Source organism: Nostoc sp. (assembly GCF_036917655.1).
Classification (GTDB): Bacteria; Cyanobacteriota; Cyanobacteriia; order Cyanobacteriales; family Nostocaceae; genus Nostoc.
Genome location: NZ_JBALCY010000074.1, coordinates 179151 through 194555 on the forward strand (window position 1 = coordinate 179151; position 15405 = coordinate 194555).

Annotated in this window: 10 protein-coding genes and 1 other RNA gene; 9 read left to right on the forward strand and 2 right to left on the reverse strand. The window is 42.2% G+C overall.

What is annotated here, in order from left to right; translation table 11 throughout:
* Positions 1-79 precede the first annotated feature (79 nt).
* Positions 80-352, reverse strand: coding sequence for a hypothetical protein (locus tag V7K30_RS27870; RefSeq protein ID WP_335004894.1), 273 nt, complete (start codon positions 350-352; stop codon positions 80-82).
* Positions 353-720: 368 nt separating this feature from the next.
* On the opposite strand from V7K30_RS27870, the gene V7K30_RS27875 reads away from it, so the two are divergent.
* Positions 721-1302: a hypothetical protein gene (locus V7K30_RS27875; protein WP_335004896.1), complete on the forward strand. Its 582-nt coding sequence runs from the start codon at positions 721-723 to the stop codon at positions 1300-1302.
* A 369-nt stretch (positions 1303-1671) separates the two neighbouring features.
* On the opposite strand, the gene V7K30_RS27880 is transcribed toward V7K30_RS27875, so the two are convergent.
* A complete protein-coding gene (locus tag V7K30_RS27880) occupies positions 1672-1995 on the reverse strand; it encodes a hypothetical protein (protein WP_180277395.1) in 324 nt (107 codons plus the stop codon).
* Positions 1996-2778: 783 nt separating this feature from the next.
* Here V7K30_RS27880 and V7K30_RS27885 point away from each other — a divergent pair.
* From V7K30_RS27885 to V7K30_RS27920, 8 genes are all read left to right on the forward strand, one after another.
* Positions 2779-3270, forward strand: a complete 492-nt coding sequence (locus tag V7K30_RS27885; protein ID WP_335005242.1) for a pentapeptide repeat-containing protein — start codon at positions 2779-2781, stop codon at positions 3268-3270.
* Complete coding sequence (locus V7K30_RS27890; RefSeq protein WP_335005244.1) at positions 3267-4436, forward strand: 5-(carboxyamino)imidazole ribonucleotide synthase; 1170 nt, start codon at positions 3267-3269, stop codon at positions 4434-4436. Before V7K30_RS27885 ends, V7K30_RS27890 begins: the two co-directional genes overlap by 4 nt.
* 60 nt (positions 4437-4496) lie before the next feature.
* Positions 4497-4680: non-coding RNA, 6S RNA (gene ssrS, locus V7K30_RS27895), on the forward strand.
* A 136-nt stretch (positions 4681-4816) separates the two neighbouring features.
* Positions 4817-10270, forward strand: a complete 5454-nt coding sequence (locus V7K30_RS27900) for a trifunctional serine/threonine-protein kinase/ATP-binding protein/sensor histidine kinase (RefSeq protein ID WP_335004898.1) — start codon at positions 4817-4819, stop codon at positions 10268-10270.
* Between the two features lie 191 nt (positions 10271-10461).
* The gene (locus V7K30_RS27905) at positions 10462-11703 is read left to right on the forward strand and encodes a M16 family metallopeptidase (RefSeq protein ID WP_335004899.1); all 1242 of its coding nucleotides are present in this window, start codon (positions 10462-10464) and stop codon (positions 11701-11703) included.
* Between the two features lie 250 nt (positions 11704-11953).
* A complete protein-coding gene (locus tag V7K30_RS27910; RefSeq protein ID WP_335004900.1) occupies positions 11954-13225 on the forward strand; it encodes a M16 family metallopeptidase in 1272 nt (423 codons plus the stop codon).
* Between the two features lie 180 nt (positions 13226-13405).
* Complete coding sequence (locus V7K30_RS27915; protein ID WP_335004902.1) at positions 13406-14449, forward strand: peptidoglycan-binding domain-containing protein; 1044 nt, start codon at positions 13406-13408, stop codon at positions 14447-14449.
* Between the two features lie 351 nt (positions 14450-14800).
* The gene (locus V7K30_RS27920) at positions 14801-15154 is read left to right on the forward strand and encodes a phage holin family protein (protein WP_335004904.1); all 354 of its coding nucleotides are present in this window, start codon (positions 14801-14803) and stop codon (positions 15152-15154) included.
* Positions 15155-15405 lie beyond the last annotated feature (251 nt).

Below are 15405 nucleotides of genomic sequence, written 5' to 3' on the forward strand. Positions count from 1 at the left end.
ACCGCTCCAAATCCTGTGTCACCTTGTAGAAGGTAGCATCCAGGAAATGATCATCACAAGTTTATCAGAGTAAATATATTTAAATACAATTTTTACACTTAAAATACTGAGTATGTAGGCTAAATTTACGCCCTAAAAGCCCTGTACCGTTACTGCCAACGAGCGATCGCGCTATTTCCTGAAACAAGCTCATTTTGCGTCGTTCGGACATACCAGAAATGCGGAGAGGTTGGTTGTTTTGGTTGAATTGGGGAAGAAACTTGAAGTGGCTTTGAGCGATCGCATTTCCCACCCCTTGTTCTGGCATCAAAACACCCTGGGGATTGCCAACGTGGAAACAGGCGAATCTCAAAAGTAGAGCTTCCCAGAAATAGTCTGCAAATTAGAACCACTTTGACCACTTAAGTTCGTTAAATAAGTGGCAAAAAGTAACATAATTAACCAAATTTAGTTCAAATGTATTATTGTTTATAGTTTAAACGTACTATTCACTAACCTGGCTTCAATCTAAGCCTTGCTTATATAAGCACCGAGTTATGACTGATTCTCCGCCAAAATCCTGGTTTGCTCCCAAAACAATCTATGAACAAATCCAATACTATAGGACTCATGTTTGATTTTTGAAAAAACTCAGTACAACTCAAAGAGGCTTCTTCCCTACTCCCTACTCCCCACTCCCCACTCCCAGCCTACGCAAATAATTTCAGAAATCAAATCGGATTGCTATACTTCCCATCGTGTCAGACAAATCGCCACAGCCAATCCCAAGAAATTCTGGATCTTCCTGTTCTATCTATAAATGAAAAAGAAGAAGTTAATTTTTTCAACAATGCATCCAAAGTAACAATTCAATCAGGTGTACTGGATTTAGAGGCTTTAGTTGATGACAACGTATCACCATTTTATCATCATGCATCTAAGCTATATAATAACCGCGACTACGCCCGTAATATTGGTGACGATATTATTAGTGCAAAAACTTATTCGGGTCGAACAATTTTGATTTACGTTTTATTTAAATACAAGGATGAATACAAATGGACTCTTTACGACCCTAAATCAAAAAGCTTGCGGAATATATTGCGTAATCAATTACTTGATTTGCTTCAATGTGAGGAAAATACTGAGCTTGCCCTCGTCAATGCTGATGAAATTGAAGAACTTAGCTATGCCTGTATAAAAGAGTGGTGTAAACAAAATGATGCTAATTTAGATGATGTTATCAGAGAATGTGCAATGGATCTTAAGCCAGCACGTAAGTCTAATGATTATGATGATTTTGAAAGTTTAGCTAGATACTAGTGCATTATATCTACTGGCTAGAAGTGCCACCTGCTGAGTTGTTTAGAACATCAGAGGAGACTCAACTATGTACTGAAACAGTTCAGTTAAGCATTTCTTCCTTCTCTTCCTTTGCATTCTTGGCGTCCTTGACGGTACCCTGCGGGAAGCCGCTCCGCGTCTACGTTAAAAAATTGAATTTGACAAAGACTTAAGCCTTAACTGAACTGTATTCAACTATGTACTGAAATGCCTTGGTCAATCGATAAATAATAACTAATAATCTTTAGCTGAAACTGTGGTGATTTCATCTCTTTTTCTGAAATTAAAAACTGCTCTTGCTGAAAGCATACAAGAGCAGTTTTTAATCGCAAAGCTCAACATAAGAATTTAGGCATCTTCAAGTTCAAATTGAGCCACCGTAACCGCGTTAAAAGCGAAAGCCAAAACTAATGGCATCGGCGACTGAAACCAAAAGGTAAAAAGAACAGCTAAGATTGTGCCAATTACTGCCGACATCGACCACAATCGTTCTTCAAAAGTTAATCCCTTTTCAGCTTTAATTAATCTGAGAACATGAACTGGGATTGGTTCTGGCATTACCCCACCCGGAGGGAAAGCCCAGAAGTTATTACGTCGCTCGACAAATAAATCTGTCCAGCCATTCTCTTGGCACCATGCCTCAATCCATTGAAGTGAGTAGTGATTCATCATCGGGTTTGGGAGTTCGGTTTGTGGAAGTTGTGTACTTGGTGAATGTAAACTCTTAGAGATTCCTCAAGAACTAATTAATCGCTATAAAATTAACGCTAATTATCGAACTTTTAAGCTTTGTTAAGCACTTGAGACGCTTATAATGTCCGCTCAAACCCTGCTTTCATTAATTAAAAGATTAGCAGTCGATAGGGACTGTTTACTTTAAAAAGACAATAAACTTTACTTGAAAAATTGAAAGTCAAGAATTGTAAATAGCTCGGTGAGTATTACTGCTCAATAAAACTCTTTATATCCTGAAAGTCAAATCTAAAAATGAAGAATTGTTAACAAATCAATCAGCGTAGGCATAGCCCGTCCTAGACATTGCTTTATCCGGCTAAACTATTCCTTTAGAATTGGGAATTTCAAGTTTTACCTTCATCAAGAGCGATAGGTTCTGCTAACGCTTGCCTGGTGTCAAAAATAACTTTTAATTAGTCAAATGATTTCACGTAATTTCAAAACCCTTGTAGAGACGCGAAATGGGACTTCGTCCCACTTTGCTAATGCGTCTCTACTAATCTCCAATATTGCCGCTCTCTACCTAAAGTCGCAGGAATAATTTTGCTCAAACTAAAAAGCGTTTACCCTTTTTGCGTTACAAAATATTAAGCAAGGGAAATACACATCCCCCAAGTCCAGTAGCAAGGCTGCGAGTCTCAATTAGGATAAGCCAGTCTTGCTAATATTCAAATGCGGTAAGCTTAAATGCAGCGATTAGACACAAAATTGGCTCTCGATATGTTTTGGCGGCAAGGGTTGGCGTTCCTTCTAGGAATTATTATATGGTGCGTAGCTGATCCCGCACTGGCAGTAGACTGGACTCATCCACTGTCATTTAGCAATGCAGAGTTGTCAAGACGTGATTTTTCTGGTGACAGTTTGCAAGCTGCGGAGTTTTCTAACGCCAATATGGAAATGGCTAACTTTACAAACGCTGACTTGCGAGGAGCAGTCATGAGTGCTTCAGTGATGACAAAAGCAAATCTCCACGGAGCGGATTTAACGAATGCAATGGTTGATCAGGTAAACTTGACTAAGGCAGATTTGAGCGATGCAGTTTTCAAAGAAGCTCTTTTGCTCCGCGCTATCTTTAATGATGTAAATATAGACGGTGCAGATTTTACAGATGCAATTTTGGATCGGGCACAAATCAAAGAACTGTGCGAAAAAGCCAGTGGTGTGAATTCCAAAACAGGCGTGCAAACTCGTGATTCTTTAGGATGTCAATGAAGCGTGTTGGTGTAATTGGTGGTGGACAACTTGCCTGGATGATGGCAGATGCAGCACAGAAGCTAGGCGTAGAATTGGTAATACAAACTCCTAGTGAACACGACCCGGCCGTGTCAATCGCTCAGGAAATCGTTTTCGCCCCGGTAGATGACGCCAGTGCTACAGAGATATTAGCTAAAAAATGCGATGTCATCACCTTTGAAAACGAATTTGTTAACCTGCAAGCTTTATCTCTTTTAGCACAGGAAGGCGTTTGTTTCCGCCCCAAATTAGAAGCTTTAGCTCCTCTTTTAGATAAATATCATCAACGCTGCTATTTAAGCGATTTGGGTTTACCAGTTCCTCAATTTTTCGCCCTTGACCAGACGGAAAATCTCAAATCAAAAATAGAATATCTAGGTTTTCCAGCAGTCCTCAAATCCCGACGCCACGGTTATGATGGTCAAGGTACTTTCATAATTCAGGATTTTGCTACTTTAGAGCAAAAGCTAACTTTAAATCAATCACTTTTCTTGTTAGAAGAATTTGTCCCTTTTGAACGAGAACTAGCAATAATTGCAGCGCGTTCTGTGGAAGGAGAAATTGTCACTTACCCAGTGGTGGAAACCCAACAAGAACAACAAGTGTGTCGGCGGGTGATTGCGCCAGCCCAGATTACGCCCAATCAAGTAGCAGAAATCCAAGCGATCGCACATACTCTATTAAATAGCCTAGAAGTAGTGGGAATTTTTGGAATTGAGCTATTTATCCGTGCTGATGGCAAAGTCTTGGTAAATGAAATTGCGCCCCGTACCCACAATTCTGGGCATTTTTCTCTTGATGCCTGTGAAACTTCTCAGTTTGAGCAACACCTGAGAGCCGTTTGTGGTTTACCTTTAGGGAATCCGGCTTTGCAGTGTGCTGGCGCTGTGATGGTGAACCTACTGGGGTATGAAAATTCTCACAGCGACTACCAAAGCCAGCGTCAAAAAATAGCAGAGATTCCCCAGGCGCATGTTCACTGGTATGGGAAGACAGAATCACGGACTGGGCGAAAGTTGGGACATGTTACCGTTTTGCTGGATAATCAGAATCAAGAGTTGGGAAGTGCGATCACCCTTGGCGTCGGCGCAGCCATCGCCAACGACATCGCCCACAGCATAGAATCTATCTGGTATCCCAGGTAAATATTTCAGAAACTTTCGATGTTGAACACACAACATCTTTTGAAAAGCTATAATGAGTGAGTTGCACTACGACGTTGGTGACTGCCATCAAGTTTTTTGATCTATGCCTTTAATGACAAGGGAGTCAACTGTTCTCGTGGCAGTATACCGGGCATGTACCCGGAAACTTTAAACGAGGAATTTAGGTTCCCACCTGGATAAACCCAGGTCATAAACTTAGGTAAAACGGCGTCGCGGTGAACTTAAAATTATTAGCTCCCAAAGTCAATTAGAACTTGGGAGCTTTAATTATTTCGATTAGTTTCAAATAAGCGAACTGACAGTAAAGATTGCCATGTTTTTGGGAAACCTAGATACTGAGGTCTCAAGAATTAAGCCCTATGGTCAGCATTCCCGGATATCACGTTAGCAAAGAACTCTATAACGGTTCTCGAACCTTAGTGTATCGCGCTAATCGAGAAACTGACCAAAAATCTGTGGTGATTAAGCTGATGAAAACTGCTTTTCCCAGCTTCAATGAATTGGTACAGTTTCGCAACCAGTTCACCATCGCCAAAAATTTGAATCTGCCTGGAATCATCCAAACCTACAGCCTGGAACCCTATCAGAATGGCTATGTGTTAGTGATGGAAGACTTTGGGGGAATTTCTCTAAAGCAGTGGCAAGACAGAGGAGAGAATAGGAGAATAGGGGAAACACCACAAGCTCTCATTGAGTTTTTACAAGTAGCGATCGCTCTGTGCAATACATTAGATATTCTAATTCGTCATCGGGTCATTCACAAAGATATTAAACCTGCCAATATTTTAATTCATCCAAAAACTAAAGAAGTTAAGTTAATTGACTTTAGTATTGCATCTCTGTTACCACGAGAAACTCAAAGCCTCATGAGTCCTAATGTTTTAGAAGGGACACTCGGCTATTTGTCTCCAGAGCAAACTGGACGGATGAATCGGGGGATTGATTACCGGACTGATTTTTATTCTTTGGGTGTAACTTTTTACGAATTACTAACAGGGCAATTACCATTTCAATCGCACGATCCGATGGAATTGGTACATTGTCATATTGCTAAACTTCCGCCTTTAGTAGATGAGATTAATCCGCAAATTGCGCCTCTACTCTCATCTATTGTCAGCAAATTGATGGCGAAAAATGCCGAAGACCGCTATCAGAGTGCATTAGGGCTGAGATATGATTTAGAAAATTGTTTAGCTCAACTCAAGCAAACGGATAAGATTGAAAGCTTCCCAATTGCCCAACAGGATGTGTGCGATCGCTTTATTATCCCAGAAAAACTCTATGGCCGTGAGCATGAAGTTGAAACCCTGCTAAAAGCCTTTGAGCGCGTTACCAACCCCCCTGAATCCCCCCTTGGTAAGGGAGGATTCAGGGGGGTAGAACTAATGCTGGTGGCTGGTTTTTCTGGTATTGGTAAAACTGCTTTGGTCAACGAAGTTCATAAACCCATTGTCCGGCAGAGGGGCTACTTCATCAAAGGCAAATTTGACCAATTTAATCGGAATATTCCCTTCTCCGCTTTTGTCCAGGCGTTTCGAGACTTAATGGGGCAATTGCTGAGTGAATCAGATGAACAATTGTCAACTTGGAAAAATAAAATTTTACAAGTGCTGGGCGAGCAGGGTAAAGTCATTCTGGAGGTAATTCCCGAACTAGAACAAATTATTGGTCAACAACCACCTGCAACGGAACTTTCACCGAGTGCAGCCCAGAATCGCTTCAATTTACTCTTACAAAAGTTCATTCAGGTATTCACCACAAAAGAACATCCATTAGTAATTTTCCTCGATGATTTACAGTGGAGCGATTCTGCATCACTCAAATTGATGCAGTTATTGATCAGCGAGTCAGGAAGTGGATATTTACTTTTAATTGGAGCTTATCGAGATAATGAAGTCTCGAATGGGCATCCGTTGATGTTAACTTTAACGGAGATTTGCAAGGCTAATGCCACGATTCATAGCATTACTTTAGCTCCGTTAACTAAAGCCAGTTTAAATCAATTGGTGGTTGATACCTTGAGTTGTTCAGGTGAAATTGCCCAACCTCTAACGCAACTGGTCTATCAAAAAACTCAGGGAAATCCATTTTTTGCAACGCAATTTATCAAAGCATTATATGAAGATGGATTGATTACTTTTAATTTGGAGCAAGGGTACTGGCAATGTGATATTGCTGCTGTGAAAACACTCGCTCTCACCGATGATGTGGTAGAGTTCGTAGCGCTACAGTTGCAGAAATTGCCAGCAGCAACGCAAAATGTGTTGAAATTAGCCGCGTGTATTGGCAACCAGTTTGATTTGCTAACCTTAGCAATTGTTTCTGAACAATCGGAAACCGAAACGGCAGCATCTTTATGGAAAGCTTTGCAAGAAGGGTTAATTTTACCGACTAATGAAGTTTATAAATTCTTTCAAGATAGTGGGCATGATTTAGACTCAAAACCCTTCAATTCCCATTTCCAAGTTCCCACCTATAAATTTTTACATGACCGAGTGCAGCAAGCAGCTTACTCTCTGATTCCAGGTGAGCAGAAACAATTTACCCATCTTAAAATTGGTCAATTACTCTTGCAAAATACCTCTGAGTCTCAGCTAGAGGAGCGAATTTTTGAAATTGTCAGTCAGTTAAATCGGGGAATATTGCTAATCACCCAGCCGACTGAACGTCAACAATTAGCTCAGTTAAATCTGAATGCTGGTCGAAAAGCGAAAGAAGCTACCGCTTATGGTGCAGCAATTCATTACTTCTATTCTGGAATGCAGTTGCTGACAATTAATAGTTGGGAAATCGCCTATGAATTGACTCGAAGTTTATACGAAGAAGCTGCCGAAGCTGCTTTTCTCAATCATGAATTTGAGCAGATGGAATCTCTTATCCAGGTCGTCATCCAACAAACAACCACCTTATTGGATAGAGTGAAAGTTTATGAAGTTCAACTCCAAGCTTATCAGGTTCAGGGTCAACCATTCCAAGCGATCGCAACTGGGCGTGAACTTCTCGCTCAACTTGGGGTAACATTACCTGAATCAGTCACACCTCCAGACATTCAGCAATATGTAGTAAACACGCTCTCTACCTTGGCAGACAAAAGTATTGAGGGCTTAATTGATTTGCCATTGATGGATGATCCCAAAGCTTTGGTTGCTTTGCGGATTATGGCTAGCATTGCTCCCGCCATCCATCAAGCTGCGCCTTATCTGTTCCCAATTATTGCCTGCGAAGAGGTGAATTTATTTCTTAAATACGGCAATGCACCACTCTCTGCACCAGGGTATGCAGATTTTGGAATTGTACTTAATACTTGTAACCAATTAGAGTCAGGCTACGAATTTGGCAAGCTAGCTTTAATGCTTGTGGATAGATTTAAAGCAAAATCTGTTCAAAGTATGACTATATTTAAGGTGGCTGCATTGAATCAATGTAATAAACTACATGTTCGCACCTCAATTAGTTTATTACAGGAATCTCATAGTATTGGATTAGAGACAGGCGATTTTTTTCATGTGCTGGCATCGATGATTTTCAAGTTATTCTATGTCTATTTAAGTGGCACAGAAGTTTTGGAAATCCTGCGAGCAGATTTCAAAGCCTACGATTCTAATTTTGCCAAAAATCAGCGTTTATTAAATTGGTCTAGTATAGTCTGTCAAAGCATTAAAAATCTAACCGAATATAGCGATAATCCAGAGTGCCTCATTGGTGAAAATTGTCAAGAAGAACAACTCTTATCTTTGCTTATCAAAGAGAACGACGAATTAACACTCCATATATTTTTCTTAAATAAGTTAACACTCAGTTATCTTTTTGAGAATTTTCCTGCGGCTGTTGAAAATGCAAATCAGGGAGAGCAATACGTCAATAGTGCCGCAGGAATGTTATCTGTGCCTGTTTTCTACTATTACGATTCTTTATCTCGACTTGCTGTCTATCGAACGGCTGAAGCATCTCAACAAGAGAAATTACTTTTAAAGGTTGGCGAAAACCAGGAAAAATTGCAGTTTCGAGCCAAATTTGCACCGATGAATTTCCAGCACAAATTTGATTTGGTGGAAGCAGAACGGCATCGAGTTTTGGGCGAAAAAATAGCAGCAATAGAATTATACGATCGCGCCATTTATCTGGCGAAAGAAAACGAATATATCCAAGAAGAAGCCTTGAGCAATGAACTAGCTGCCAAGTTCTACCTCGACTGGGGAAAAGAAAAAATCGCCCAAGTTTATATGCAAGAAGCTTATTACTGCTATGCTCGTTGGGGCGCTAAAGCTAAAACTGAGTATTTAGAAAAACGCTATCCTCAACTCCTGGCTCCCATCTTACAAGGGCAGCATCATCGCTTGCAACTGAGTTCAACCCTCGATGGCTCCTCATTTCCCCATCAAACCATTCACACAAACCTTTCTAGCAGCAGTATTTCTGAAGCCCTCGATTTTGCCACCATCTTTAAAGCCTCACAAGCTTTCTCCAGCGAAATTCAATTAGAGCAATTACTCACTACACTTTTGCAAGTGGTGATGGAAAATGCTGGGGCACAAAAAGCTGCATTGATTGTACTCCAACAGGACAACTTAGTGGTTGAAGCTGTAGCCAGCATCAATCAAGGAGTCACTCTGGTATCTGTACCATTGTCAACCAGCGAAGGCATTCCGATTACACTGATCAACTCAGTCAAACGCAGCTTAAAAACTGTTGTGCTGGATGATGCAACAGCACAAACTGATTTTATCGCCGATCCATATTTCATGCAGCAACAAGCTAAGAGTGTGTTGTGTACGCCGATGTTAAATCAGGGTAAACTCATCGGGCTGCTATATTTAGAAAATCCGCTGACAATTGGTGCATTTACTCGCGATCGCATCGAACTTATCCAACTGCTATGCGCTCAAGCTGCCATCTCTCTAGAAAATGCCCGTCTTTATCAAGAATCTCAAAATTATGCCCAACAGTTAGAGCGATCGCTACAAGAACTTGAGCATACCCAATTACAAATGGTGCAAAACGAAAAAATGGCAACCTTGGGCAATTTGGTTGCTGGGGTGGCACATGAAATTAATAATCCGATTGGATTTCTCAAAGGGAGTCTCAATAATGCCGAAGAGTATATCCAAGACTTACTCGCTCATATCCAACACTATCAACAACATCATTCCACTCCTGCTTTGGCAGTCATTGAGCATGGCCAAGAAATTGACCTAGAATTCCTGACTGAAGACTTACCAAAGCTTATAAGTTCGATGAAGGTGGCTTCAGAACGGATTAAAGACATTAGCATCAGCCTCCGTACCTTCTCCAGAGCCGATACAGCCGAGAAAGTTGCTTGTAATCTCCATGAAGGGATTGAGAGTACGCTGTTAATTTTGAAGTATCGCCTCAAAGCTAACGAAAAACGTCCAGCAATTGAAGTCATCACTGAATACGGAAAATTACCACCTGTAAAGTGCTTTTTAGGACAGTTAAATCAAGTATTTATGAACATCCTCGCGAATGCAATTGATGCCTTAGATACTTCCAGTGAAGGGCTTTCTTTTGCCCAAGCGCAAGCTAACCATCACCAAATACTGATTCACACCGAAGTATCCAGTGACCAAAACACGGTGGCAATTCGGATCAAAGATAATGGTCAGGGAATGCCAGAGGGGGTTAGAACAAGGATCTTTGACCACCTATTTACCACTAAAGAGGTTGGGAAAGGAACAGGATTAGGATTAGCGATCGCTCGTCAAATTGTCGAGCAAACCCATGATGGGCGGTTGAGTTGCAATTCTGTGCTTGGCGATGGAACAGAATTTGTCATTGAGATTCCAGTATTTTAAGTAATTTGCGATTTTCCTCTCAATGCATAATGCGTCCAATTTCTCGGTAGTGTGGACAACAGCGATCGCACAATTCTACAAAATCTGTATAACTTGATTCTAAATTAGGTATCGTTCAGAGTTAAGATAACAAAATTATCTGAAATTGTGGTTAAAGCTACAAAAAATTGTTACAACAACTAACTAATACCGTGTTTCCAGCCTCGGTCGTCCGACTAGAGAGTGGTTTAACGTTTATTCATCAAGAAATTCCCACTACCCCTGTAGTTGTAGCGGATGTTTGGGTGCGTGCTGGAGCAAGCCTAGAGCCAGAACCGTGGTTTGGCATGGCGCACTTTTTAGAACATATGATTTTTAAAGGTACGGCGACGCTACCTCCTGGCATGTTCGATTACAAAGTTGAAAACCGGGGTGGCGTGAGTAATGCGGCGACAAGCTATGATTATGCTAATTATTCCCTCACCACAGCTGCCCCTTATTTAAAAGATACTCTGCCCTACTTGGGAGAACTACTGCTCAATGCGGCAATTCCAGAAGATGAATTTAGCCGCGAACGGGACGTGGTGCTAGAGGAAATTCGCTCTTGTCATGACGATTCCGACTGGATAGGATTCCAAACTCTGATTCAAAGCATCTATCAGCATCACCCTTACGGACGTTCGGTGCTGGGTACTGAGCAAGAACTGATGCAGCAGTCACCAGAAGCAATGCGCTGTTTTCACCGCACTCACTATCAGCCGGAAAACATGACGGTGGTAATTGCCGGGGGTATAGCCCAGGAACCAGCTTGGGAAATGGTAAATCATTCATTTGCTGATTTTGCCGAACGCTCTAATTGTCCGCAGTTTGAGAAAGTGGCAAAGCCAGTAATAACAGGAATTTGCCGTCAAGAACTGTGTTTACCACGCATAGAACAAGCGCGATTGTTGATGGCGTGGCTGGTACCCGGAGTAGAAGAAATCCGCACTGGCTATGGTTTAGATTTGTTGTCGGTATTATTGGCAGAAGGGCGGACTTCACGTTTAGTGCGTGATTTGCGAGAAGATTTGCAGTTGGTACAGGGAATTTGCAGTAGTTTTTCTCTACAACGGGAATCAAGTTTATTTACAATTACTGCCTGGTTGGAACCAGAGAATCTGGAGGAAGTTGAGTCCTTAATTTGCGCTCATTTAGATGATTTGCAGACTTTAGGAATTAGTGAACAAGAACTTGCTCGTACACGCAGGTTGCTGTGTAATGAGTATGCGTTTTCTACCGAAACGCCAAATCAGCTTACGGGGCTTTATGGGTATTACAATACCATCGCCCAAGCTGAATTAGCTGTGACATATCCCCAGCAGATTCAGTCTTTTGATGCCCAAGAATTGCAAAAATTAGCTAAACAGTATCTCTCGCCGCATAATTATGCGGTTACTGTACTTAAACCCTCTTAGTCATTGGGCATTGGGCACTTGTACTGAGCGGCTTGTGCCGACTTGTACTGAGCATCTCGGCTTCTCTACGAGACGCTACGCGAACGCTCGATGGAGCCGGCGTCGAAGTAGCAAAGCCGAGGTAAGCCGTAAAGCCTGCGGCATAGCTTCGCTTAAGGCGCAGCCTCTCCAAGAGTTGTATTGGGCATGGGGCATGGGGCATTAGTTTTTGACAAATGACTATTGACAAATGACAAAGGACAAATAATAAATGACAACCTTGCTGCAAAAATCGCCTATCCATCGCACCGTATTGAACAATGGCATTGTAGTGTTGGTGGCAGAAAACCCTGCTGCGGACATTATTGCGGCGCGAATCTTTGTGCGTGCCGGTAGTTGTCACGAAAACCGGGAGCAAGCAGGGTTGGCACATTTACTGTCAGCAGTGATGACAAAGGGATGCGATGGTCTTTCTAGTTTGGAAATTGCCGAAATTGTCGAGTCTGTAGGGGCGAGTTTGAGTGCAGATGCCAGTACTGATTATTTTTTGCTATCTTTCAAAACGGTAACATCCGATTTTGGGGAAATTTTAACATTGGCAGGGCGGATTTTGCGATCGCCGACTTTTCCCGAAACTCAAGTGGAACTAGAACGGCGTTTAGCACTCCAAGATATTCGTTCCCAAAAAGAGCAACCGTTCAATGTCGCCTTTGAACAAATGCGACAAGTAATGTACCAAAATCATCCCTACTCTATGTCAGTGCTGGGGGATGAAACCACCATGAGCCGTTTAACTCGTGCGGATTTAGTGGAGTATCACCAAACTTATTTCCGTCCAGATAATGTAGTAATTAGTATTGCGGGGAGAATCACACCCACAGATGCAGCAGCGTTGGTGGAGGAAGTTTTTGGTGATTGGCAAGCGCCAGCCCAAGCAGTGCCAGGACTGAATTTACCTGAGATTAAAGTGGAACCACAGGTAAGGCTGAAGCCCGTACAAACACAACAATCAATCGTGATGCTTGGTTATTTGGGAACATCGGTGAGTTCTGTTGACTACGCCCCACTGAAGTTGCTGTGTACCTACTTGGGAAATGGGCTTTCTAGCCGCTTGTTTGTCGAATTGCGGGAAAAGCGTGGTTTAGCTTATGAAGTATCCGCCTTTTACTCCACAAGGCTATTTCCAGCCTCATTTGTGGTTTACATGGGTACAGCCCCAGAAAATACCAGCATTGCCTTAGAAGGATTGCGGACAGAAGTAGATTTATTATCTACCGCCGAAGTATCGGAAAGCGCCCTCCAAGCTGCTAAAAATAAGATATTGGGACAGTATGCTTTGGGTAAACAAACGAACGGGCAAATTGCTCAGATATACGGCTGGTATGAAATTTTGGGCTTAGGAATTGATTTTGACACAAAGTTCCAAGAATTGATTGCGGCAGTGAGTGCCAAAGATGCGATCGCCGCAGCTTGTAAGTATTTAAAATCACCTTACTTGTCTTTAGTAGGTCAAGAAGAAGCAATTAATCGAGCGATCGCATAGGCTGATTCTAATTTACTCCTTTTTGAGAAGGGTTAGGTTAGGGAGGAGCAAGTCTGAACCCAAGGATATTGGATTATGTGCGACGCCGAATAGCCCATCGAAGATATCATAAATGCAGCAGCTGTTTTTTAGACCAAGCGGCTGTACTATTAGCATGAGAATATTCTGGGAGTAAATTCCATGCAAAGCAGCCTGACAGCAAGTATTTTGAGTTACTTAAAATTACTAGACCCAACTGTAAATCGCTGTAGAATGGAAAAACGGCAAAAGGATTGGTGGCCAAAGAGGTCTAAATCTTTATCAGCTATTGAAATACTCTTGTTCTCCACTACACCTCTGCTTATTGCCTCAACGGCAGTAGTATCAATAGCAGCACCACAAAAAATTGCCCAAGTAAATCCTGGAGATAGCATCAACCGCCCTATCCTCAAAGTTGGTAGCCAAGGCGAACGCGTATCTGAACTTCAGGCAGCTCTGAAACTTTTGGGTTTTTACTCTGGTGCCGTAGATGGTACATATAGTGAGAATACGGCCAGTGCTGTTGCCCGATTTAAACAAGCAGCTGGCTTGAATCCAGATGGCATTGTTGATGCCAGCACTTGGCAACGACTTTTCCCTAATCAACCGGTAGCAGCATCAACCGTCCCTTCATCCCAGCCAAGATTTAACTCAGCTACGAATTTTCCTGTTCCAAGCCAGGCTAGCAACCTTACCAACGTTGCAAATCCTAACCCCAACCCCCCAAAAAAAGCTGTAACACAAGTTGCAACCAGCCCTAAGCCAAGACCTGCTACCCCAAAAAAAGCTGTAACACAAGCGACCAGCCCTGAGCCAAGACCTGCTACTCCAAGAAAAGCTACGACTTCAAGGACACAGAAAACACCGAATCGTACTAGATCAACTACTCGAACTCAGTCAACCACACGGACTGGGCAAACTAGTCGAACTGAGTCAAACACAACTACTAAGCAAACCCCTGGTATTCAATATACCTCAGAAGGATTGCCAATTTTGCGTATAGGATTACGTGGTTCTGAAGTTGTTAAGTTGCAACAACAACTGAAAAAGCTTGGTTTCTTGCAAGGCGATGCCGATGGAGACTTTGGCGTGACAACCGATACAGCTGTGAAAGCTGCACAAAAGCGCTATGGTTTAGAAGCTGACGGTGTAGTTGGTGGCTCTACATGGGAGGTTCTTTTGCGGCGATCGCCCCAACAGCGTTAGGCTGATGCTAAAGTTGCCATCCACTATAGTGCAATTTTGGCAGTTCCCTTAATGACTGATACCCTCTTTTAGATACAGAGGTTTCTCGACCGAGAGAAACCTCTGTAGAAGTTTTGCTGGTCATATCATTTTTGATGAATTTAATTCGTGGTACATCCTGCAATACGATAAAGATACACCGATTAGAAGTATGTCTCTATGCCAGCACTGAAAAATTACATTGCTTTTGGGCTGATAAAAGAGTACAGCAACTTTAGGAGTCAAGCACAACGACACCTGATAGTGTTAAAGATCACAACTGGCAATAGTCAAATTAATTAAACTTACTGCTAATTCCTCTAAAAAAAACTTATGCAACACTTTTTATTAACTTGGCTCGGTACTGCGGTGGCGTTATTTCTGACTGCTAATATCGTTCCGGGATTCTTTATCAAGAATTTTTTGACTGCCTTGGTCGCTGCTCTTGTTATTGGTCTGGTTAATGCATTTATTAGACCAATTTTGCAGATTTTGACGTTTCCGATTACCTTACTCACCTTTGGTTTATTTACATTAGTGATCAACGCCTTAACCCTTTGGCTGGCAAGTGCCCTAACTCCTGGTTATGGTTTTGAGATTCAGGGCTTTTTACCTGCTTTGTTAGGTTCAATTGTGCTAGCAATTGTTTCTAGCATAATTAACTATTTGTTGAGAGTTGTTGACTAGAAAAATTAGTGAAGTTTGCTAATACTCATCAGGACTTACGCATGGAAAACCTGAAACCTCGATCCCCCCTAACCCACGCCAGTCGCTCCACTTGGGGAAACCCCAGACGCTCTCTACGAGACGCTGCGCGAACGCGGACTCGCTAACGCTGCGCTATGCGCGGCATGGTCTCCCCTTCTCACATTGGGAGAGGCTAGCGCCCGCCGTAGGATGCCCGAACGCAAGAGCGTCTCCTTTAGGAGAAGGGCTGT

Excerpts from the sequence above, each read along its gene's own strand:
- V7K30_RS27880 (WP_180277395.1), bottom strand. The coding sequence starts at position 1,995 with ATGATGAATCACTACTCACTTCAATGGATTGAGGCATGGTGCCAAGAG.
- V7K30_RS27885 (WP_335005242.1), top strand. The coding sequence starts at position 2,779 with ATGTTTTGGCGGCAAGGGTTGGCGTTCCTTCTAGGAATTATTATATGG.
- V7K30_RS27890 (WP_335005244.1), top strand. The coding sequence starts at position 3,267 with ATGAAGCGTGTTGGTGTAATTGGTGGTGGACAACTTGCCTGGATGATG.
- V7K30_RS27900 (WP_335004898.1), top strand. The coding sequence starts at position 4,817 with ATGGTCAGCATTCCCGGATATCACGTTAGCAAAGAACTCTATAACGGT.
- V7K30_RS27910 (WP_335004900.1), top strand. The coding sequence starts at position 11,954 with ATGACAACCTTGCTGCAAAAATCGCCTATCCATCGCACCGTATTGAAC.
- V7K30_RS27915 (WP_335004902.1), top strand. The coding sequence starts at position 13,406 with ATGCAAAGCAGCCTGACAGCAAGTATTTTGAGTTACTTAAAATTACTA.
- V7K30_RS27920 (WP_335004904.1), top strand. The coding sequence starts at position 14,801 with ATGCAACACTTTTTATTAACTTGGCTCGGTACTGCGGTGGCGTTATTT.